Raw genomic sequence first — 20781 nt, forward strand, 5'->3', positions numbered from 1 at the left:
ATCACAAATTATCAACAACTGTAGGAGGCATTAACCCCATGACTAACGCTTCAAACGAGTTCGTTGCAGACAAGGTTCTGGATAAGGGCCAGCGCGCCCCGGGCGGCGAGAACACCACCCGCCCTTCCGGTCAGCCCATTGCAACGGAAAACACCAGCATCACCGCTGGTGAAAACGGCCCGGTCGTGCTCAATGACATCCACCTTATTGAGAAGCTCGCACACTTCAACCGCGAGCGCGTGCCGGAGCGCACCCCGCACGCTAAGGGCCACGGTGCCTTCGGCGAGCTGCACGTTACCGAGGACGTATCCGCTTATACCAAGGCCAAGCTCTTCCAGAAGGGCACCGTGACTCCGATGATGGGCCGCTTCTCCACCGTCGCCGGCGAGCAGGGTTCCCCGGATACCTGGCGTGACGTCCACGGCTTCGCGCTGCGTTTCTACACTGAGGAAGGCAACTACGACATCGTGGGCAACAACACCCCGGTGTTCTTCCTGCGTGACGGTATTAAGTTCCCGGACTTTATCCACTCCCAGAAGCGTCTGGGAGCCAATGGTTTGCGCGATGCTGACATGCAGTGGGATTTCTGGACCCGTAACCCGGAGACCACCCACCAGGTCACCTACCTCATGGGTGACCGCGGTACCCCGAAGACCACCCGCCACCAGAACGGCTACGGCTCCCACACCTTCCAGTGGGTCAACGAGTCCGGTGACGCCTTCTGGGTGAAGTACCACTTCAAGACCCGCCAGGGCGTGGAGAACTTCACCGACGCCGAGGCGACTGAGATGGCCGGCAAGAACGCTGACTACCACCGCGAGGACCTCTACAACGCCATCGAGGAAGGCAACTTCCCGGTCTGGGACGTCAAGGTCCAGATCATGCCGGTGGCAGAGGCCGAGGAATACCGCTTCAACCCGTTCGACCTCACCAAGACCTGGTCCAAGAAGGACTACCCGCTGGTGGATGTCGGATACTTCGTGCTCAACCGCAACCCGCGTAACTTCTTCGCGCAGATTGAGCAGGTTGCCCTGGATCCGTCCAACATCGTCCCGGGCATTGGCCTGTCCCCGGACAAGATGCTGCAGGCACGCGTCTTCGCATACGCCGACCAGCAGCGCTACCGCATCGGACCGAACTACAAGCAGCTGCCGGTGAACCAGCCGCTCAACCAGGTCAACACCTACGAGCACGAGGGCTCGATGCAGTACTTGTTCAACGCCCCGGAGGATCCGGTCTACTCGCCGAACCGCCACGCCAAGGGCGGCGGCTACATGGACGGCGATGAGAACCTGCGCTTCAAGGAGCAGGAGACCACCACCGCTCCGGACCTTTACGTGAACCCGGATCCGGCCGGCATCGACTTGGTTCGTGCGCCCTACGTCCGCCACGCCGAGGACAATGACACCGTTCAGGCCACCGACCTGTACGAGAACGTCTACGACGACGGCGCCAAGGAGCGCCTCGCAGACAACATCACCAACGCTATGGCTGGCGTGTCCCCGGAGACCGAGGAACGCGTCTACGCCTACTGGGATGCTGTCTCCCCGCAGCTGGGCAAGCGCGTACGCGAGCTCTTCGCGGAGAAGAAGTAATCCTTTAGCGCGAGTGCGCTAACACAGGCCCCGCTAGTGACCGAAGAACACGGTACTGGCGGGGCTTTTCCGCGCGCCTGACCGCTTTTTCCCAGCGTGAACGATAGTTTCTTTTACATGACCTCACGCCTAGCCAGTCCTGCTGACGCCAACCGGAAGGTTGGCACCCGCGCTCTTATTCTCACCCTCGTGCTCATCGTGCCGCTCATTGTCGGTGCGGTCGTCGCCGCCGTGTCCAAGTGGCAACCAGCCGAAACCTGGTCGCAGGAACAGGCCGGGGCTCCCAGCGATGGCACCATCGATCCGGCTGAGCTTTACGACGTCTCCCGTGCCCTCTCGGAAGCCAATGCCCAAGCCGGCTTTTTGGCTAATGGCGCGCAGCAGCTTGCCGACGGCACAGGGGAGCTGCAGGATGGCGCCGGTGAGCTCGGCGGTGGAGTAGACAAGCTGGCCGGCGGCTCGCAAGAGCTTTATGACGGGCTCGTGCAGCTGCAGTCCGGCACCGCCCAGCTGGGCAACGGTGCTACCGAGCTGGCCGACGGCGTCGGCGGAGCCGTCGACCAAGTCATCGGTCTAGGGGTGGTTCGCGGACAGCTCTTGCAGGCAATCGATGGCACCTTAAAGGACCTAGAAGGAAACAACTCGGCGGAGGCGAAGAACATCCGCTCGCAGCTTGGTGATCTGCGCGGCCAGGTGGAGAACTTCCAATTCGACCAATCCGTTCAGGATCAATTGACGCAACTTAAGGATGGCTCGCGCGACCTTTCTAATCAGCTGGCCGTCAGTGGTTATGCCTATCACGATGGCGTCTACCAAGCCACCGAGGGCGCGAAGCAACTCAATGCCGGTATCGGTGAGCTCAACGCGAAGGTCGATGAGGCCTTGAAGGGTGTGGACAAGCTTGTTGCCGGTGCGGAGAAAGTCGATGGCATGGCCAAGCAGAACCGGACCAAGGTGCAGGGCGCGCAGCGTGCGATGCCGACCGTCGCCGGGCCCGCCGAGGGCGGCAGCGAGCCCGCCCAGCTGCTGAGCCCCATTGTCGCTATGTTGCTAGCAGCCATCGCTGCTCTTGGCGGCGGTGTTATCGGCGCGCTGTTGACGCGCGTGGAGCGCCGCATCCTCACGCTTCTCGGCGGGGCGGTGCTGATTGGTGTCGTCGTGGGCTTGCTCGTGGCCCTCCTGGCTACTGGCGTGACCGCAGCCGCGGTGGCCTGGGCGGGGCTCGCGGCGGCGGGGGCCGGGGTGGCGTCGGCAAGCATTGTGTTCGCGCTTGCGCGCGGCCTTGGCGCTGGCGGCTGGGTCCTGGGCAGCGTGCTCGCCGTGGCGCAGGTTGGCATCGTGGGCTGGGCGTGGAAGGCGGCGTCGACCGGCACCGATCTCAACGCCGCGATGAGTGCGCTCGTGCATCTCTTCCCCATGCAGTGGGCCACCTCCGCCATCACCGTGGCAGGTAATGGTGGGCAGTCCCCACAGTTGTGGACTGCTCTGGCCATTTTGGGGGTAATCACCATTGCGGCCTTCGTGCTCGTGGGGGCACCTGCAGGGCGGGCCGAAAAGGAAAAAGCCTAGCTCACGGCCCTGCGTCCGACACATCGCAGAAGTGCCACGATATGTTACTCGGTTTTCCAGATTTTGCTACCGCTGTGAATGGAAAGAGTGCTAGAGTGAAAGTCGCTCACAAAGCCTACTTAGGGGGTAGGCAAACGGTTTCTCCAATCCGTTGTGAGTGATAGGGAATAGGGGCGACGCGGCTGCTGTAGGGGCACCGCGTCGTTTCCAATTGTGGGGGTAAAGTTGGCGGTACCGACTGCCCAGGGATTGGAGAATCACCGTGACTGACTCTCGCGATATCAAACCTTTTGCCGCCAGCCGCGGCCCCAAAATAACATCGGTCGACGCCATCGTCGGTGCGGCCATGGTGGGCGGTCTGTTGCTTGGGGGAATCGGCGCGGGTGCGAGCTTGGCGGCCTTCGATGAGCCCGAGCGTTCCGACTATGTCATCCAGCCCGCACAGCGTGAGGTGCAGGCTGACATCATGGACCCGGACGATGTGCTCACTCCGGAGGAAGAAGAGCGCATGCTTAGCGATGTCTCCCGGATCGCCGCCCCCGACGTGGTCCAGGGGCTGCACTACATGGTCTTTGCCAAGAACAAAGAAAACGTTAACGACTCCGTGGAGGAGTACCTGCGCGATAATCACCCGGAGCTCATCGGCAAGGATAAGTTTGCTGATGGCCAGGTCTTCGTCGGCGTGGGACTCGACCCGCGCCAGGCCTTCGTCTTTGCGGGTGAGGACGTGTCCGGGCCGATGAAGCTGCGCAAAGGTGACAGCCATTTGGAGCAGTCCATCGAAGCCATTAAGCCGGGCGTGCGGGATGACAACATTCCTGCTGGGCTTTTTGCTGGCGCGGCGGCAGCGATCGATGTGGACCGTGCTGCGGATGCCCAGTACGAGAGCGCGAAAGATGGGCGCATTGGAGCGGCCATTGGCCTCGGGGCGGCGGGCCTGGGCGTCGGTGGCGCGGGCGCAGGCATCGTCGGCGGTACTCGTCGCAGCCGGCAGAAGAAGGCGCAGCAGGCGCGCGAGAACTGGGACTATGTCTCGCAGACCTATACCGATGTGGCGCAGCGTCTGAGGGAGATCGATATCCGGGCGCACTCGCTGCAATCGGGTCTGGTGGATGAGCGTTTGCGTGAGGACTGGGAGGGCCTTCGCGATGACTTCCTCGCCATCGATGCCCAGGTGGGATCCCTTATGTCGATTCCAGCCGATGCGCCGGATGAACAGTTCCGTTCGCATGCCGAGCCCATCGCCCACGCGCGCGAGCTGTGTGAGCGCGTGGAAACCGCCGAAGTCAACATCGAAAAGCTGCGCCGTATCGAAGACGCTGATGCCGATGCCCGCCGCTTCGAGCTCTACGAGTTGGGCAAGGACCTAGCGCAGGCAGGCTACTTGGCGGCGGATATCGACTCGGCGCTTGAGCGTCACGCCAAGGAGCTAGAAGGTGCCGCCGTTGCACTCTCCAACGAGCCCAATCACCCGCAGTTCATGGAACGCTACTTGGAGCTCTTGGACCGCACCGCGCTACTCTCTGAGCACCTGCAGGCGCAGCTGCAGAAGCGCAACGAGGCCGACGAGCGCCCAGAGCGCACGCGTATCTATGACTCCAACTTCTTCGCCGGTTCCGGCTACCACGGCTACGTGCCCTTCTACGTTGTGAGCACCTGGGACAGCGATGCCACCACCGCCCGCGATAGCTCCTCCAGCAGCGGCGGCGTCAACAGCGGGTTTAGCTCGGGCTTTTCCGGTTCGGGTGGATCTTCGAGCTTCTAGGGCTGGTTAAAAGCCCTTAACCGTGAAACGCAAAAGAACTCGAAGCTGCCTACTGCTTGGTTCCGTTGGCAAAACCTCTCACAAGGAATTGGCTTCCTGCAGGAGATTTGTGGCAACCATGCATTTACCTGAGTGTGGCTTTCCTGACCCGTTCTAGTTTTTCCCGGTTTTCCTGACTCACATTTAGGAAGTCGATAACTGGCCTCTCGGCATAGATAATCTCTGAATGGTGGAGATCTGAGATGGATCGCCCACATAGGTGGAGTTTCGATTCATAGGTGAAAGCTCCTCGCGCAGCCGATAACTGACTCGCAAAGGGGATCCATGAATAGCGAGAATCTTCTACTAGTTGATATTCGACAGCTCGTTTTACTAAAGCGCATACCCAATCAGCAAACTGGATATTAGAAGAGAGTTTACTGTCGATGTGCATAGGCGGTTCAATCAATCGCCGCATTTCCTTATGCTCGGTAGCTCGACCCAGAATATGGGCGTACATCACAGGTAAGCGCTGGATTCGGGATTTCTCATTGATTTGATCCATTAGCACGAGCATCGATTGGTCTAACGAATGTGCATGATTCGCCAGCCTATTTAAGGATTCCCTCATTGAGGTTTCTTCTCGCTGGCGAAATTCATTTGGACCACAGTTAGTCTCTTTGGGAGTGCCTATTGGCTTTTCTTCAGCATAGTAGAAAAGGTTTCCATTCAATTGCCTAAGTTTGGAAATCAGACTTCCAAGCAGTCTTAAATTTTGGGGACGTTCATCGTACGCCTTGGCGAACAGTAAATCTGCGCCTTTTCTTTCCCATCGACCAGGATCGACGTTGTCTGGAATATCATTTTGGAAGAATTGTTTCTTTCGTTCCGCGAAGAAGGCGCCAAATTGCCGAGCATTATCTTCGGGAATTACAAAGCCGCCATAACCAAAAGCGGGGCTATCAGAGAACTTCTTGTGTGAAGGATGGACAAAGGCCCCAGGGGAACCAATTTCGTCGAGGTATGCGAGCAGCAAATTGAACTCCGTGACTCCGGAAAATGGCACGAGAGCCGATGCTAAGCATCGGCTCTCGGAGTTGTTGCCCGGGGTATTCTTGCCTCGCGGCTCAACGCCTGGCGTACTTCTGTGAGTATATATGTGTATTTACGCGTCGGCAATTGGTGGCTTTCTACTGATGCGGTACCTTCAATCGCGGAAGAGGGGGATGTGCCCTCGGCATTTGCCCTGAGGAGGTCTAGGCTGACCTAACTGTGACCCGGTGCTCCAACTGCTGCACTGTTCGTCTTGGTCCTGGTGCGGTGCGCTCTCAGTACGAAGAATAAACCTGGTCATGTTTGCAGAGCTAGCCGAACTTACCAATCTCATTGGCTTCGGTCACGATGTTGGTCAGGGAAGAAATCTCGGACGCGGTATGTCCCGGTCGATGGGGTGCAGCGCGTCACGTTGTTTACGCTTCTCCTTAACCCCTCTTTTAGAGGTGAAAACGAAAAAGAACCCGCAGTTTCCTGCGGGTTGAGTCTTTTGCGAAACTACCCACCCACCTGCAACGACCCGAACCACAGCTATGGTTTCCGTCGGTTTCCGTTCCCGGTTCCGTCGGCAGGTGGGCCGGGGCGGTGTCGGAGGTGGGGGCACACCACGTGGTTCGTCCCCAGTCCTAGCCCCTATCCGCGAGAGGGACAGGATAACGCCACGACCGGAGACACACCCCGCCGCCAAAGTCACAAGCAAGTTTATGTTGCTGGAGGTCTACGCGACGTGCTTAGCGCATACGCTGTGACAGCCCATAGCGCGGAGCCAAAACCACCGCGCCCCTTGTTTAAGGAAGAGCCTGATTACTCGGGGATCTCGCTGAGTTGGGCCTCAATCCGATCCAACCGCTCGGTGATGTTGCGTAGATGCTCCACGATGAGTTGGTTGGAACCATCGATCGCCGTCGCCGTTTCGCGTCGTGCGCTGGTGACGGTGCGTACCACCCAGACGGTAAGAGCAACGAAGATCGCGAGTGGTAATGCGGCGGCGAGGATGACAAGAAATACGGTAGCGGTAAGTGTCACGAAGATTCCCTTTTCTGTTCTTGATTAATCAGGTGCCTAATGTGGTCTGGAGTTACTTCAAGCTGAAACGGAGCGACCCAGTAGTGCTTCCTCACTCGGCTCTCTCCGAGCTGTTCCAGGCCACTCTCGATGAGTCCAGCAGCTTCCAAGCGGTTGAGGTGCTGGTAGAGCAGTGGCCGAGACATCCCGAGTCGGCGGGCCAGCTCACTGACATGGGTCGAATCCGTCTCTAGGGAGGCGATAATTCGCAACCGAGGCTCACTTCCAAGAGCACTGAGCATCTGAGCGAGCCGTGCTGCGTCCATCATCCCTCCGTATCGTAATCGAACGATGTCAGGTGTAAGTATATGCTTACAGTCAGCGGTGCGCAAGTTCTGCCGGGTCTGGCGGAGACGCTGCCCGACTTAAGACGTGGCCGGTGTCCCATCACGTCCCCTCTTCACCCTCCCCAAGAAGAAACCCAGCCGCAGCACACACCACAGCTGGGTTCCTTCATGGCTTACAGCGTAGCCAGCAGCTACAGCCGCTCGATGTCTACATCGCCATCGAGAATCCTCGGCTCTACCTCCATGTGGATCCCGCGGTAGGGAAGTAGTGCGCGGATAATGTCGTGGGTGATGTCGATGCCTGGAGATGGTTCGTCCCGCAAAAGGTGGTACAGGCTAGGGCAGTAGTCCACGCCGGGAAACTCGTCCTTTGCTTCGGGAACGCACCCGTCCGGGTCAAAAGTCGTGCAGCGAATGATCAGGTCGTCGTGGACACTATTGGGCAGATTGATGGTGAGTCCTGGTGTGGTGGCAGACATGTCTGCAACCGTGGCCTCGTTTACAGACCGGGTAAGCGCCCTAATCCGGGAAGAACCGTCGAGGATATCGTGGCGTGTAGCGGAGCGATTCGTGATGCGTTACGTGTGGAGGATGTGACTGTTACCCCACGTGGACGTGGTCGAGCGACGGTGACTGCCTTTCTTGAGGACCCGATTCCCGCTGCGTATGAGAATGCTGAGTTTTTTGAGGAACCCGTTGGTAAGAAGCTTCCCATCGGCAGGGACGACCGGGGCGAGGTTTGTTACGTGAATCTCGGACACACGCTGGTTGTGGGGGCTTCGGGGTCTGGAAAAGGATCCTTACTGTGGCGCTATCTGATAAGTGTATTCGATGCCTATGGGTATCTTTCTGGAGGTGCTCAATTCTGGGGAATCGACCCGAAGCGTGCGGAGCTCGCGGGTGTGGTGGACGGAGCATTTGAGCGGGTGGCTTTTGACTTGGCGGATATTGAGTCCTTGCTGCTCGACCTGGTCGCTGAGATGAAGCGACGGCAGGAAACCGGAGAGAGGCAGTTTGAGCAACGGGAAGGACGTCCACTAATCATCCTGGTAGTAGATGAGCTTAACGCCTTGGGGACGATGGGGGACCGCAAATGGCAAAGCTCAGTGAGAGCCTCGATGCAGCAAATTTTGTCGCAGGGGCGGTCGGCCGGGATCTATGTCGTAGCAGCCGCGCAGCAGCCGCAAAAGGAGAATTTAGGGCCGTACAGAGCGCATTTCATGAATCGTATTTGTCTGCGGGTGGAGTCGGCGCAGGAGGTCGATCTGGTGCTCGGAAGTGGGGCGGCTGCCCTAGGGGCTGCGGCTCATGAGATTTCTCCGGCGACGGAGACGAACGGTTACGCGACCGCTGGTGTTGGGTACGTGCGGGCGGATGGTGAACCGGCGCCGGTTCGGTTTCGGGCACCGTACGTCGATGACGACGAGATCGGCATCTGGGCCTGGGAAGTGCAGTCGCTGAAAGAGGATGAAAACGTCTAAGGCGCTATCTAGCTACGGTCCGGTGCTGACCCCCAGTGAGGTCGCGGAAATATTGTCGGTGTCGAGGTCGACGCTCTCGGCCTGGAAGGCTTTGACGAATCCGCCGCTTGAGCCGGTTATTGCGCAGGGACGCGTCGTGCGATATGCACGGGCTGACGTGCGTCGGCTGCTGGAGAGCCGATAGTTATGGCTCGGCAACGAGGAAGTCGTTGGCCGGGGCTCGTCAAAATTCGAGGTCAGCAGGTGTCGCGGACGTTCGCGACTGAGGCTGAGGCCAAAGCCTGGGAAGATCGGGAGCGGTTGAAGTACGCCGATTCCACGTTCTCCGCGAGGCTTGGCAGGGTCTCGGTGCAGACGGCGGCGGATGTGTGGCTCGAAGTTCGAAAGGACGACGTGGCGGCTTCTACGTATGCGACGGACTCTGTGGTCATCGGCATTCTTCCATCGGGACTCCTCAAACGGCAGATTCGGGGAATTAAGCCCCAAGATTTACAACTGCTGGTGGATTCGTGGCGTGCAGAGAAGTCGGCGGCGACGGTGCGACGTTATTGCGACTGCCTGTGCGCCTTCTTTAAGTGGTCGGCACGACGCGGCTATGTGGTGAGTGACCCCATGAAGGCTGTAGAAATCCCACGCCGGAAGAAGACTATGCACGCCATTAGCCCACTGACTGAAGGCCAGATTGAAGCAATGGCTAAAGGTCTGAGGGACTTTGATGCTGCTGTCGTACGAGTATTGGCTTATAGCGGGGTGCGCTGGGGAGAAGCTCGTGCGCTCCGTGTTGCGGATGTGCAGCTTACGTCTAATCCACCGCATATCCAGGTGAAAAGGTCACAGCCTGAAGGGAAACCTGAAAAGGCTCCTAAATCGGGCCGCATGCGAGTGGTCCCGCTAGCGAAGGTACTTGTCCCTGTCGTGGAAGAGCTCTCACGAGGCAAGACTGGTGATGACTATCTGCTCTCGCGGAACGGTAAAAGCCAGATTTGGCGTGGGCGATTTACTCGCTCGACAAAGTGGGAAGAAATTTCTGGAGGGCGCACGATTCACGATCTCCGGCATAGCGCCGCATGCAACTGGTTACGGCGGGGAGTCCCGGTGAATGTGGTCCAATCGTGGCTTGGCCATGCGGACTTGGAAACAACAGCAATCTATACGACGTATCTGGGTATGGGGATTGACCTTGCGGCGTATGAACGAATGAACGGGTGACAAAGCGGTGACAAACAAAGCACAAAAGAAACGGGCCGAATCACTGCATTTGAAGTAAGTGCAGGTCATCGACCCGTTGAGGTGGTCGGGATAACAGGATTTGAACCTGCGACCTCTTCGTCCCGAACGAAGCGCGCTACCAAGCTGCGCCATATCCCGGTGTCTCGCTCTAAGCGGTACCGGATTACTGTAACGCACCCCGGTCTGAAAGGACAAAACGGCAGCGTGGAGGGGGTATCCCTAGGCGGTCTTCTCAGTGATACGCAGGAGCGTGGCCGACGGGCGGCAGAAGACTCGGAAGGGAACGAACTTCGAGGTACCCAACCCGTTGGAGACATGCATGTACATCTCTCCGAACCGGTGCAGGCCCTGGGCGCGGACGCGGTCGATGCCGCAGTTGGTCACGATGGAGCGCGAGCCCAACACCTTAAACGGCAGGCACAACTGGCCGCCGTGCGTGTGTCCAGACAAGGACAGCTGGTAGCCGTCGGCGGCGAACTTCTCCAAGACGCGGGGTTCCGGGGAATGCAGGAGCGCCAAGGAAAGGTCGGCATCCTCGTTCGGGGCGCCGGCGATTTCCGAGTAGTCATCCAGATCATGGTGTGGGTCGTCCACACCGGCGGCAGCCAGGCGAACATCGCCCACCTTGAATTCCACGCGAGCCTGGTTGGCATCGTGCCAGCCGTGCTCAAGGAAGGCCGCGCGCATGCCCTTCCACGGCAGGTTCACATAAGAGGGCTCGTTCTTCTTCCCAATCAGGTAGTTGAAGGGATTCGGGATGCGCGGCGCCCAGTAATCATTGGTGCCAAAGCAGAACATCCCCGGGCGGCTCAGCAGCGGGCCAAGCGCGCGGAGGACCTCGGGGACGCCGCGCTCGTCGGAAAGATTGTCACCGGTGTTGATCACCAGGTGCGGGTCGAGGGCGTCGAGGCCTGAGACCCACTCGATTTTGGCGCGCTGGCCCGGAATCATGTGGAGGTCGGACACGTGCAGGATGCGGAACTCGGACTCCTCGCGCAGCGTGCCGGGCTCCAGCAGCGGCAGGGTGTACTCCTTGAGCTCGAACTTGGTGAGCTCTGAGTGCGCCCATGCGGCGGTGCCCAGGCCGGCGGCGGCGAGTCCGCCAAGGACAGGGAAAATCTTCACCCTCACCACACTACCTGGCCGGCTGGCGTAGATTGAAGGGCATGAGTGAGTTGAAAGAAACTATCCGCGCTGACCTTAAGACCTCGATGAAGGCCAAGGATAAGGCCCGTACGAGCGCCATCCGTTCTCTGCTGTCTGCCATCCAGGCGGAGGAAACTTCCGGTTCTCGCCACGAGATCACCGATGAGGACATCCTCAAGGTCATCGCTCGTGAGATTAAAAAGCGCCGCGAGTCCGCAGAGGTTTACGCGGAGAATGGCCGCCCGGAGTTGGCGGAGGCGGAGCTTGCCGACGTCCCCTTCTTCGAGGCCTACCAGCCGGAGCAGCTTGACGACGACTCCCTGAACGCCCTCGTTAAAGAATCCATCGCCGAGGTTGAGAAGGACTCCGGTGAGCCGGCGACCATCAAGCAGATGGGTAACGTCATGAAGGTGGCCACCGCCAAGGCTGCCGGACGCGCGGACGGCAAGCGCCTGTCCACTGCAGTGAAGGCTGCCCTCAACTAAAGCGCTAAAGCCCGAAGAAGCTCCGCACGTCATTCGTGAAGCGGTCAACATCTTCTTGAGTGAATAGTGGCTCGGACTGGCCGCCTCCCGGCTCGCCGCCGCTCGGTGCGGACGGAGAGCCCGAGTTGGAGTCCCAGACTATGGGGTTCGTGCTCGCAGAATCAGAAGAATCGCTCGCGGAGCCGTCGGAAAGCTGGAGCGTGACCTCCGCGCCCTTCTTCGCGCCGGATGGACCGGTGATGACGCGAACTACCTTGCCATAGCCCACGCCGGGCGCGGGGACCTCGGCGGTCCTGACTTTGTATCCGGCTTTCTCCAGCGCGGAACGGGCTTGGCTTTCGGACTTGCCCTTCACGCCGTCGATAAGCGGCGAAACCTTGCCGGAGTCGTAGGCCCGGTCATAATCGGGCACCGTGCCCTTCTGCGCCTCGGGTACGCGCGCGGCCATTGTGTAGAACGTCGCCGCCGGCTCCTTGCCACCGAAGAGGTTGCCGCTGGAGCACTGGCGTACCGGGCCGGTGCACAGCGGGCTCGTGGTGGTCCCGTCGTTGTAGATGTACGGTGCGGCAGCGACTGCCGAGTTGAATCCAAGGAAAGCCGAGGACTGGTTGGACTCGGTGGTACCGGTCTTGGCGGCGGCCTGGCCACTGAAGCCGGCAGCGCGTGCAGAGTCGGAGGCGGTGCCCTTTTCGGTATCGGCGGTCATGTTGTTTTCCAGCGCCTTCGCCACTTCCTTGTCCACTGCGCGTTCGCACGGCGTGTGTTTGAGGTAGACCTCGTTGCCGTGGGAGTCCGTGACTTCCTCGATGGGGTTGGGCTCGCACCACATGCCTTGCGACGCCACCGTCGCGCCCACGTTAGACAGCTCCAGTGCATTCACTGCTGTCGGGCCGAGCGTGAAGGAGCCGAGATTGGATTCCTTAATGTGGTCGGCGATGGAGGACTCGCCGTCGTAGCTGCCGGGTTCTTCATAAGAACGCAGGCCGAGCTTGACGGCGATGTCGACCAGGCGCTCGACGCCAAGTTGCTCGGTGAGCTGGATGAAGGGGGTGTTGGGGGAGTAGGCCAGTGTGTCCTGCATGGTCATCGTGGAGGCGTAGTTGCCGGAGTTTTCCACGCAGTACTTGTTGGGCGGGCAGTTAGCTGCGCCGCCGTATCCCAGGCCTTCCGCTTCGTAGCGATTGGGCACGGCCAGCTTGTCCTTGATGCCGTAGCCCGCCTCCAGGGCGGCCGCGGCGGTAAAGAGTTTGAACACGGAGCCTGCGCCGTTGCCCACCAAAGAATTGGGCTGGGGCAGAAGGGTTTCATTGTTGTTCAGGTCGAGCCCATAGGTGCGCGACGACACCATGGCTAGGACCTTGCGGGAATCGGTGCCCGGCTTGATAACGTTCATGACCTCCGCCACGCCCGCCGCATCCGGGGCGGTGTTGCTTCGCACTGCGTTGAGCGCTTGGTCTTGGACGTCGGGGTCAAGCGTGGTCTTAACGGTCAGACCGCCACGCGCAAGGTGCTCGCGGTCGATGCCTTTTTCGTTGAGGTATTCCAGCACATAGTCGCAGAAGAAGCCGCGATCGCCCGCGCCGATGCAGCCGTTAGCCAAGGTTGCAGGGCTGTCCAACACGCCGAGCGGCTGCTGGGAAAAGGCGTCGGCGTCCTCCTGGGAAAGGGAGCCGTTGTCAACCATGGCTTGGAGCACCACGTTGCGGCGCTCAGTTACGCCTTCCTCGTTGGTATAGGGGTTGAGGTATTCCGAGGATTGCACCATGCCGGCGAGCATCGCAGCCTGCGGCACGGTGAGGTGCGCGGCATCGGTTCCGAAGTAGGTGCGGCTAGCGGCCTCAACGCCGAAGGAGTGGTTTCCAAAGGGGACGAGGTTGAGATAGTTGGTGAGGATCTCATCCTTGGAGAGCCGGGCATCGATGTCCGTAGCCATGCGCATTTCGCGCAGCTTACGGGCCACGGATTGTTCGGTCGCGGCCTGACGTTCTTCGTCGGTAGTCGCGTTGACCAAAAGGAGGTAATTCTTTACGTACTGCTGGTCAAGCGTGGATGCGCCCTGGGAGACACCGCCCGCAACCAGGTTGGTCCACAACGCACGGACATTGCCCTGCAAGTCGACGCCCTCGTGCTCATAGAAACGGCGGTCCTCGATAGCCACCACTGCCTTCTTCATGGCGTCCGAGATCTCATCCGGTTTCACTGGATGGCGGCGCTGCTCATAGATATACGCAAGGGGGTTGCCCTTGGCATCCAAGATGGTGCTCACGCCGGGGGTATCACCGTTGGTGAGATCCTGGACGTCTGATTGCATCGTCTCATTGGTCCTGGCCACGGCGACACCGCTGACGCCAGCGACGGGGGCGATGGCCAGCGCGATGAGGATGCCGACCAGTGCTGTGGACAGGACGAGCTTTCCCAGGGATTTGATCACAGTCACCCTCCACACACTAGTGGTTTAGGAGGATATCCGGGAGACCCCCCTAAAGTGTGACCTGTTAGACAGGTATACTGGTCTGTGAATAGACTTACCAAGGGTACATAATATTCCGTCGGGTAGAGGGTTATTCATGATCTTTGAGCTCGACGGGGGTGAGCTTGGAAGGAGTTACCTAGCCATGGCAGTCAGTGTCAAAGGTGCAGGACGGTCCGCAATGGTAAAGAATGCCTCGTTAACCACAGAGCGTGGTGAGTGGGTTACCCAAGCTAAGTGCCGCAACGGTGATCCTGATGCACTCTTTGTACGAGGAGCTGAGCAGCGTAAAGCTGCAGTAATCTGCCGCCATTGCCCGGTGCTCAATGAGTGCCGCGCGGATGCGCTTGATAATCGCGTGGAGTTCGGCGTGTGGGGCGGCCTCACGGAGCGTCAGCGCCGCGCCCTTCTGCGCAAGAACCCGCACATCACGAGCTGGGCCCATTACCTCGCTGAGGGTGGCGAACTCATCGGTATTTAGTAGCATTGAGCCCATGACTAAATGGGAATATGCCACTGCGCCGGTTCTTACGCACGCGACGAAACAAATCCTCGATTCCTGGGGTGAGGACGGCTGGGAGCTCGTCACCATCACCCCGGGTATGAACCCGGAGAATGTTGTCGCCTATTTCAAGCGTCCTGTGGAGGAGTCCTAATGGGTGCGCTTGCCCGCCTTGAAGAGCTCGGCGTCGAGCTGCCTTCTGTCGCTGTCCCCCTCGCGTCCTATATCCCAGCTACCCGCGCGGGAAACCAGGTGTGGACCTCTGGCCAGCTGCCCGTTGTGGGCGGTGAATTGCCGGCTTCCGGCAAGGTCGGCGCAGAGGTTAGCCTAGAAAAGGCGCAAGAATTGGCACGCGTGGCCGTGCTGAACGCTTTGGCTGCAATCGATGGTCTCGTAGGCCTTGACCACGTAACCCGCGTGGTGAAGGTGGTTGGATTCGTGGCTTCGGACCCCTCCTTTACTGAGCAAGCTGCGGTCATCAATGGTGCTTCCGACTTCTTGGGTGAGGTCTTCGGAGACGCCGGAATCCACGCGCGTTCCGCGGTGGGGGTAGCGGTCCTACCGAAAGATTCCCCCGTTGAGATCGAAGTCATCGTAGAAATCGCTGAGTAATCGGATAGGGTTAGAACCATGGAGCATCCTGCATATAGCCAACTGCGTCCCGTGAGCCAGTCCGTCGGTGTCGTGCTGTGCGATAATCCCAGTTACACCGCTTTGGAGGGCACCAATACGTGGATCATCCGCGCTGGGGAAGATTCCCGCGCCATTGTGGTTGATCCGGGCCCGGAGGATGAAGGTCATCTCAACGTCGTGACCGCGAAGGCGGGCGAGGTTGCGCTGATCCTTCTTACCCACCGCCACGATGATCACGCATCAGGCGCCCAGCGCCTGCGTCAGCTCACCGGCGCTCCCATCCGCTCTTTCGATCCGAATTACTGCAATGGAGGCGACGCGCTTGTCGACGGAGAAGTGATCACCGTCGACGGCATCACCCCGCAGCTTGAGGTCGTTCACACCCCGGGGCACACCGCAGATTCCACCTGTTTCTTTGTGTGGTCCGCGGAAGCGAAGAACTCCACCCTGGAGGGCATCCTGACCGGTGACACCATCGCAGGTCGCCACACCGTGCTGTTGTCTGAGACGGATGGCGACTTGGCTGATTACCTGAAGACCCTGGATCTTCTGGAAGAACGCGGCAAGGATGTGGCGCTCTTCCCGGGCCACGGCCCGGACTTGGAGGACACCTCCGCGGTTGCCCGCAAGTACATTGACCGCCGTCACCACCGCCTGGACCAGATCAAGGAAGTCCGTGGGCGCTTGGGTGAGGACGTCGACGTCAAGACTCTCGTTGATGAGATGTATGACGATGTCGATCCGGTCCTGCGTCACGCAGCTGAGCAGTCGACGCGCACCGCGCTGAAGTACCTCGCGGCTCAGAACTAAAGCACTACATAGGAAAATCCCCCGAGAAATTCTCGGGGGATTTTGCGTTAGGACAAGCCTCAGGCCGAGGACCGCACAGGCGGGCTCGGCCTTTAAGGCCTAGCGTGCGCGGCGGGCCAAGTGCTCGGTATCGACGATGAGCACCGACTTGCCCTCCAAGCGGATCCAGCCGCGGTGAGCGAAGGTAGCCAGAGCCTTGTTCACGGTCTCACGGGAAGCGCCGACGAGCTGGGCGATCTCTTCCTGGGTGAGGTCGTGGTTCACGCGCAGCGCGCCGCCCTCCTGCACACCGAAGCGGTTAGCCAGCTGCAGCAGGGTCTTGGCCACGCGGCCTGGCACGTCGGTGAAGATGAGGTCCGCCAGGTTGGCGTTGGTGCGGCGCAGACGGCGCGCCAGCACGCGCAGAAGCTGCTGAGCAATTGCCGGATGATCGGCTACCCACTGCTTGAGCATCTCAGAGTTCATCGTGGCTGCGGTGACCTCAGTGACGCAGACAGCGGAAGAGGTGCGCGGGCCCGGATCGAAGATGGAGAGCTCGCCGAACATATCGGACGGGCCCATCACGGTCAGGAGGTTCTCGCGGCCATCCGGGGCGTGGCGGGCGAGCTTAATCTTGCCCGAGGTGATGATGTAGAGGCGGTCTCCCGGCTCACCTTCCTCGAAAATGGTGGTGCCGCGCGGGAAACGGACGGTTTCCATCTGCTCAATAAGGTTCTGTACTGCTACCGGATCGACGCCCTGGAAAATACCAGCGCGGGAGAGAATGTCCTGTACGCCTTCCACTGTTACTCCTTAAAGCTTGCGCAGCCCGGAAAACACTGGGACACAAGCTGGTTTGGTTTGTTTTGACGCACCTAGTCTCCAGTGCGCCACGAGGCACTGCACAATATCATACAGTGTAATTAGTCACTATTTCCACCAACGTGAAAAATAATCACACGCCTTGAATGGCCTATTTAGTTTTCGAAGGCCGTCGCCTCAAGTTTCTCCATGAGGATGGCAAACAGCGCGAGGCACAGCGGCACAAAGATGACGAGCGAAATCATGCTTCTCATTCTAGCCGCCGTCACTAAGATCTCTTTTATGTCCCCTGACCTTCCCGTGCACCACGATGAGGCTGACGAGGCCGCTCGCATCGTTCATATTCGTACCGCCTTGGCGGATGAATACCCCGACGCCGATTGCGAGCTAGATTTCACCACGCCGCTCGAGCTACTTATTGCTACGGTGCTCTCGGCGCAGTGCACGGATGCCCGCGTCAACCAGGTCACCCCGGAGCTCTTTGCTACCTATACCTCCGCGCCGGACTATGCGGCCGCGAACCGCGCTGACCTCGAGCGCATCCTCCGCCCGCTCGGATTCCAGCGCACGAAGGCCGGCCACCTGTTAGGCATCGGAGAAAAGCTCGTCGCGGACTTCGATGGGCAGGTGCCCCGCGGCATCGACGAGCTCACCTCCCTGCCCGGCGTCGGTCGCAAGACCGCGCTGGTGGTGCGCGGCAATGCCTTCGGCCTGCCGGGGATCACGGTGGATACCCACGTCACGCGCCTGAGCCAGCGTCTTGGGTTGACCGAGGCGAAGACTCCGAGGGCGATTGAGAGGGACGTCGCCAAGCGCGTGCCCGAAGAGGAGCAAACGGTGTTTTCGCACCGCCTCATCCTCCATGGACGGCGCGTGTGCACCGCGCGAAAGCCACAGTGCGCGGCCTGCGTCCTCGCCCCATGGTGCCCGTCGCGGGGTTAAGGTGGAGCAATGAGCCAATATTCTCGGTGGCCCGGATACGTGAAGGCGAGCATCGCTGCCATTGTCGCGCTGGCGGCGCTCGCGTTCGTCGGCGTGGTGAACCTGCTTGAGAATGATGAGCCGGAGGTTGCCCTCCCCGAGGCGCAGGAGCAAGAGGTGGCCAAGCGCCCCAAATGCCCCGAGGGACCGCTTGCGGGTGTGGATCTTCCGTGCTTGGGTGCGGCCGGTACTGCGGCGGCCAAGAACGTCCAGATCGTTACTGTGTGGGCGTGGTGGTGCGAACCGTGTCGCGCGGAGCTGCCCTTCTTCGAAGACCTTGCGCGAGCGCACCCGACGTGGAATGTCGTCGGCGTGCATGCGGACGCGAACGCTGCCAACGGGGCCGCTCTTCTCAGCGATCTGCAGGTAGATATCCCCAGCTACCAAGACGATGACGGCGCCTTCGCAGGTGAGCTCGGGTTGCCGGGCGTTATCCCCATCACCCTGGTGGTGCGCGATGGCACGGTGGAGGAGAAGTTTGTGAAGCCGTTCGACTCCGCAGAAGATTTGGAGGAGGCCGTCGAGGAGGTTCTCAAGTGAGCCGCCTCTTTCCTGCCCATGCCCCGGAGTGGCTGCGCCCGGCGCTCGGGGTTGATACAGACAAGGTCCAAGAACGCCTCATTCGGCATGTCCCGGCCGCCAAGCGCCGGCGTGAATCGGCAGTGTTGGTGCTGCTGAAGGGCACCAGTTTTGAGGATGGTGAGGTGCTGCTCACGCACCGCTCGCCGTCGATGCGCTCGCACTCCGGCCAGATTGCCTTTCCCGGCGGGCGTAGGGAGGAGGGGGACGCCTCGCTTGTCGACGTCGCCCTGCGCGAAGCCGAGGAAGAAACCGGCCTCGACCGCTCCACGGTCACCCCTCTTGAGCAGTGGGGCAAGCTGGACATCCGGGCTACCGGCAACACCGTGAGCCCGGTCCTGGCGTATTGGCATGAACCGGGCACCGTGTGGCCGGCGAGCCCGGCGGAGACCGACGATGTCTTCACCGTCCCGCTGCGGGAGCTGGCGGATCCGGCCAACCGCATGATGGTGGGGTTTAGCCGCTGGAAGGGGCCGGCCTTCCGGGCGCGGGGATACGTGGTGTGGGGTTTTACCGCGGGAGTGCTCTCCGGGCTGATGGACCATGCGGGCTGGAGCGTGGAATGGGATAAGAATATGGTTCATGATCTGCGTGACTCACTCAATCGCTCTTTGAATAATGAGAAGATAGGCTAGTTCTGCTCCTTTTAGCCTTTAAGAAAGTATTCCCCCTGTGTCCCTAGCTGTTGACATCCTGATCGTTATTGCCGTGCTCCTTGCCGTGCGCGTGGGCTGGCGGCAGGGCGCCTTAGCGGCGGTCCTCGCAGCGGTGGGAATCATTGCGGGGTTGGTTTTAGGAACCGTGGTTGCCCCGCTGGTGATGGGGCTGACGGACCAGGCGGCCGTGCGCTTTTTGCTGGCTGTCGGCGTGCTGATTTTGCTGGTGGGGCTGGGGCAGTTGGTGGGGACGTCGCTTGGCATGGCGCTGCGAGACCGCATGCGAACCCGCTCGGGGCAGCGCGTGGATTCGTCGATTGGCGCGGTCTTCCAAGCCGCGGCGGCCATCGTGGTGATTTGGCTGGTGTCCTTGCCCTTGGCCTCCAACCTGGGCGGCCAGCCGGGGCAGGCGCTGCGTGAATCGCGTGTGCTGAGCTCGCTGAATGCGGTGGCGCCTTCGCGCCTGGCGGCGCTGCCGAATGGCTTGGCTGCGCTCCTCAACGAGTCCGGGTTGCCGCCGTTGGTATCGCCCTGGCAGCGATCTGGCGCCGATGTCGAGGTGGATGCGCCGGCGGTGAACATTGGGGATCCCAAACTCGCAGAACGCGTGCGGCCTTCCGTCATTCATGTGCTGGGTGATGCCGAGGCATGTTCGCGTCGCCTCATGGGCTCGGGCTTTGTGACGGAGCCGGACTACGTCATCACGAACGCCCACGTGGTGGCGGGCACGGATAAGGTTCGCCTCGATACGGTCCTTGGCCTCAAGGAAGCGGACGTGGTGTATTACAACTCGGACGTAGACATTGCTGTGCTGCATAGCCCGGGCCTGGGATTGGATCCTTTGCCGTGGGCGGAACAAGCGGCTGCTACCGGGGACGATGCCATCGTCTTGGGCTTCCCGCAGTCGGGGCCGTTCACGGCGGAGCCGGCGCGCGTGCGCGACCGTCTCACCATCGCTGGTCCGGATATCTACTCCACGGGCCGCGTGGAGCGCGATGCCTACACGGTGCGCGGTAGCATCCGGCAGGGCAATTCCGGCGGTCCGATGATCAACCCGGAGGGTCAGGTGCTCGGCGTTGTGTTTGGTGCTTCCGTGGAGGATTCCGATACGGGCTATGCGCTTACCGCGGACGAGGTGCGCGGCCACGTGGGTGACGTCACGCAGCTTGTCGACGCCACCCCAACCGGCTCCTGCGTCGGCTAAGACCAGGTAGTTTCTTCTTCCGGTTGCGGGGCCCACGGTGCTGTTTTAGTCTCTGTGCTCATGGGGGATATCGAAACCTACATCCGCCTACGCAACTCGGGGATTGCGCTGGTGGAAAACATTCCTGGCTCACCCGACGAGCTCCGCACGCTCGGTGCTTCTGCTTCCGATGCCACTGAGCTTGCAAACCTTAACCAGGTTTATTTCGGCCCCACCCGCTTCAGTGGCAAACAACGCAAAGCCCGTCAAGCAGCACTTCAACAACGCCACAGCCTGGGCACTCTTACCCTCATCGAGTCCTACACGTCCAAGGTGAAAAAGACCCTCGATGCCTGGAACCTGCGAGTCAAACTCGCCGCCACACCCGCACACCGTATCCCCACCGTCGCCGCCACACACCTGAAAGAACTACGCTCTAAACGCATAGCCAAACCAGGCGTGCGCATTACCTACCGCGCACAAGGCCCCAACACACTCTCCATAACCGACG

22 protein-coding genes, 1 tRNA gene and 1 pseudogene are annotated in these 20781 nt (G+C 60.4%); 16 read left to right on the plus strand and 8 right to left on the minus strand.

The annotated features are described in order from the left end of the window. Positions 1 to 38 precede the first annotated feature (38 nt). The 3 genes from HMPREF2822_RS09375 to HMPREF2822_RS09385 all read left to right on the plus strand — a co-directional run bounded on the left by HMPREF2822_RS09375 (position 39) and on the right by HMPREF2822_RS09385 (position 4929). Positions 39 to 1595, plus strand: coding sequence for a catalase (locus HMPREF2822_RS09375; RefSeq protein ID WP_070524055.1), 1557 nt, complete (start codon positions 39 to 41; stop codon positions 1593 to 1595). A 117-nt stretch (positions 1596 to 1712) separates the two neighbouring features. Beyond that, on the plus strand, positions 1713 to 3164 hold the full coding sequence (locus HMPREF2822_RS09380) for a hypothetical protein (protein ID WP_070524057.1): 1452 nt from the start codon (positions 1713 to 1715) through the stop codon (positions 3162 to 3164). A gap of 262 nt (positions 3165 to 3426) precedes the next feature. Then, positions 3427 to 4929, plus strand: coding sequence for a DUF5129 domain-containing protein (locus HMPREF2822_RS09385; protein WP_070524059.1), 1503 nt, complete (start codon positions 3427 to 3429; stop codon positions 4927 to 4929). A gap of 124 nt (positions 4930 to 5053) precedes the next feature. Here the strand turns inward: HMPREF2822_RS09385 and HMPREF2822_RS09390 are convergent, their stop codons facing one another. From HMPREF2822_RS09390 to HMPREF2822_RS09405, 4 genes are all read right to left on the minus strand, one after another. Next, the gene (locus HMPREF2822_RS09390) at positions 5054 to 5944 is read right to left on the minus strand and encodes a DUF3800 domain-containing protein (RefSeq protein ID WP_070524119.1); all 891 of its coding nucleotides are present in this window, start codon (positions 5942 to 5944) and stop codon (positions 5054 to 5056) included. A gap of 821 nt (positions 5945 to 6765) precedes the next feature. Then, positions 6766 to 6987, minus strand: a complete 222-nt coding sequence (locus tag HMPREF2822_RS09395) for a hypothetical protein (RefSeq protein WP_005323143.1) — start codon at positions 6985 to 6987, stop codon at positions 6766 to 6768. Then, positions 6984 to 7295 carry an ArsR/SmtB family transcription factor gene (locus HMPREF2822_RS09400; protein WP_005323142.1) on the minus strand — a complete coding sequence of 104 codons (312 nt, stop codon included), beginning with the start codon at positions 7293 to 7295 and terminating at the stop codon, positions 6984 to 6986. The genes HMPREF2822_RS09395 and HMPREF2822_RS09400 overlap by 4 nt, the downstream gene beginning before the upstream one ends. Positions 7296 to 7504: 209 nt before the next feature. Beyond that, entirely contained in the window at positions 7505 to 7792 is a 288-nt protein-coding gene (locus tag HMPREF2822_RS09405) for a hypothetical protein (RefSeq protein ID WP_232755664.1), read from the minus strand. A gap of 114 nt (positions 7793 to 7906) precedes the next feature. Here HMPREF2822_RS09405 and HMPREF2822_RS09410 point away from each other — a divergent pair, with 114 nt between their 5' ends. The 3 genes from HMPREF2822_RS09410 (at position 7907) to HMPREF2822_RS09415 (ending at position 10003) form a co-directional block, all read left to right on the plus strand. After that, the gene (locus HMPREF2822_RS09410) at positions 7907 to 8794 is read left to right on the plus strand and encodes an FtsK/SpoIIIE domain-containing protein (RefSeq protein ID WP_158014584.1); all 888 of its coding nucleotides are present in this window, start codon (positions 7907 to 7909) and stop codon (positions 8792 to 8794) included. After that, positions 8781 to 8978 (plus strand): helix-turn-helix domain-containing protein, encoded by a 198-nt coding sequence (locus HMPREF2822_RS13870; protein ID WP_083304526.1) that lies wholly within the window; start codon positions 8781 to 8783, stop codon positions 8976 to 8978. The genes HMPREF2822_RS09410 and HMPREF2822_RS13870 overlap by 14 nt, the downstream gene beginning before the upstream one ends. A 116-nt stretch (positions 8979 to 9094) precedes the next feature. After that, positions 9095 to 10003, plus strand: a complete 909-nt coding sequence (locus HMPREF2822_RS09415) for a tyrosine-type recombinase/integrase (protein ID WP_158014586.1) — start codon at positions 9095 to 9097, stop codon at positions 10001 to 10003. An 82-nt stretch (positions 10004 to 10085) separates the two neighbouring features. On the opposite strand, the gene HMPREF2822_RS09420 is transcribed toward HMPREF2822_RS09415, so the two are convergent. Both HMPREF2822_RS09420 and HMPREF2822_RS09425 read right to left on the minus strand, forming a co-directional pair. After that, positions 10086 to 10162, minus strand: a tRNA-Pro gene (locus HMPREF2822_RS09420). 81 nt (positions 10163 to 10243) lie between these two features. After that, complete coding sequence (locus tag HMPREF2822_RS09425) at positions 10244 to 11149, minus strand: metallophosphoesterase (protein ID WP_070524065.1); 906 nt, start codon at positions 11147 to 11149, stop codon at positions 10244 to 10246. Positions 11150 to 11190: 41 nt separating this feature from the next. Here HMPREF2822_RS09425 and HMPREF2822_RS09430 point away from each other — a divergent pair, with 41 nt between their 5' ends. Continuing rightward, positions 11191 to 11655 (plus strand): GatB/YqeY domain-containing protein, encoded by a 465-nt coding sequence (locus tag HMPREF2822_RS09430; RefSeq protein ID WP_070524066.1) that lies wholly within the window; start codon positions 11191 to 11193, stop codon positions 11653 to 11655. 4 nt (positions 11656 to 11659) lie between these two features. Here HMPREF2822_RS09430 and HMPREF2822_RS09435 read toward each other — a convergent pair whose 3' ends face one another. After that, a complete protein-coding gene (locus tag HMPREF2822_RS09435) occupies positions 11660 to 14092 on the minus strand; it encodes a transglycosylase domain-containing protein (RefSeq protein ID WP_232755666.1) in 2433 nt (810 codons plus the stop codon). Positions 14093 to 14270: 178 nt separating this feature from the next. Between HMPREF2822_RS09435 and HMPREF2822_RS09440 the strand changes: the two genes are divergently transcribed. The 4 genes from HMPREF2822_RS09440 to HMPREF2822_RS09450 are packed head-to-tail and all read left to right on the plus strand — an operon-like array spanning position 14271 to position 16070. Then, positions 14271 to 14606, plus strand: coding sequence for a WhiB family transcriptional regulator (locus HMPREF2822_RS09440; RefSeq protein ID WP_180952135.1), 336 nt, complete (start codon positions 14271 to 14273; stop codon positions 14604 to 14606). A gap of 13 nt (positions 14607 to 14619) precedes the next feature. Next, entirely contained in the window at positions 14620 to 14781 is a 162-nt protein-coding gene (locus HMPREF2822_RS13210) for a Sp36 family protein (RefSeq protein WP_154737218.1), read from the plus strand. Then, positions 14781 to 15239 carry a RidA family protein gene (locus tag HMPREF2822_RS09445; RefSeq protein WP_070524072.1) on the plus strand — a complete coding sequence of 153 codons (459 nt, stop codon included), beginning with the start codon at positions 14781 to 14783 and terminating at the stop codon, positions 15237 to 15239. The genes HMPREF2822_RS13210 and HMPREF2822_RS09445 overlap by 1 nt, the downstream gene beginning before the upstream one ends. An 18-nt stretch (positions 15240 to 15257) precedes the next feature. Further along, positions 15258 to 16070 (plus strand): MBL fold metallo-hydrolase, encoded by an 813-nt coding sequence (locus HMPREF2822_RS09450; protein ID WP_070524074.1) that lies wholly within the window; start codon positions 15258 to 15260, stop codon positions 16068 to 16070. A gap of 99 nt (positions 16071 to 16169) precedes the next feature. Here HMPREF2822_RS09450 and glxR read toward each other — a convergent pair whose 3' ends face one another. Continuing rightward, positions 16170 to 16853, minus strand: a complete 684-nt coding sequence (glxR, locus tag HMPREF2822_RS09455) for a CRP-like cAMP-activated global transcriptional regulator GlxR (protein ID WP_010189962.1) — start codon at positions 16851 to 16853, stop codon at positions 16170 to 16172. Positions 16854 to 17153: 300 nt separating this feature from the next. Between glxR and nth the strand changes: the two genes are divergently transcribed. The 5 genes and pseudogenes from nth to HMPREF2822_RS13530 all read left to right on the plus strand — a co-directional run. Next, positions 17154 to 17813 carry an endonuclease III gene (nth, locus tag HMPREF2822_RS09460; RefSeq protein ID WP_232755668.1) on the plus strand — a complete coding sequence of 220 codons (660 nt, stop codon included), beginning with the start codon at positions 17154 to 17156 and terminating at the stop codon, positions 17811 to 17813. A 9-nt stretch (positions 17814 to 17822) separates the two neighbouring features. Beyond that, positions 17823 to 18392, plus strand: a complete 570-nt coding sequence (locus HMPREF2822_RS09465) for a TlpA family protein disulfide reductase (protein ID WP_070524075.1) — start codon at positions 17823 to 17825, stop codon at positions 18390 to 18392. Then, positions 18389 to 19066, plus strand: a complete 678-nt coding sequence (locus HMPREF2822_RS09470; RefSeq protein ID WP_070524077.1) for an NUDIX hydrolase — start codon at positions 18389 to 18391, stop codon at positions 19064 to 19066. Before HMPREF2822_RS09465 ends, HMPREF2822_RS09470 begins: the two co-directional genes overlap by 4 nt. Before the next feature lie 37 nt (positions 19067 to 19103). Continuing rightward, positions 19104 to 20291, plus strand: coding sequence for a MarP family serine protease (locus HMPREF2822_RS09475; protein ID WP_070524079.1), 1188 nt, complete (start codon positions 19104 to 19106; stop codon positions 20289 to 20291). A gap of 60 nt (positions 20292 to 20351) precedes the next feature. After that, positions 20352 to 20781: pseudogene (locus HMPREF2822_RS13530) on the plus strand (HNH endonuclease); the annotation flags it as partial.

Origin of the sequence: Corynebacterium sp. HMSC062E11, assembly GCF_001811845.1 — a bacterium.
Lineage (GTDB): Bacteria > Actinomycetota > Actinomycetes > Mycobacteriales > Mycobacteriaceae > Corynebacterium > Corynebacterium hesseae.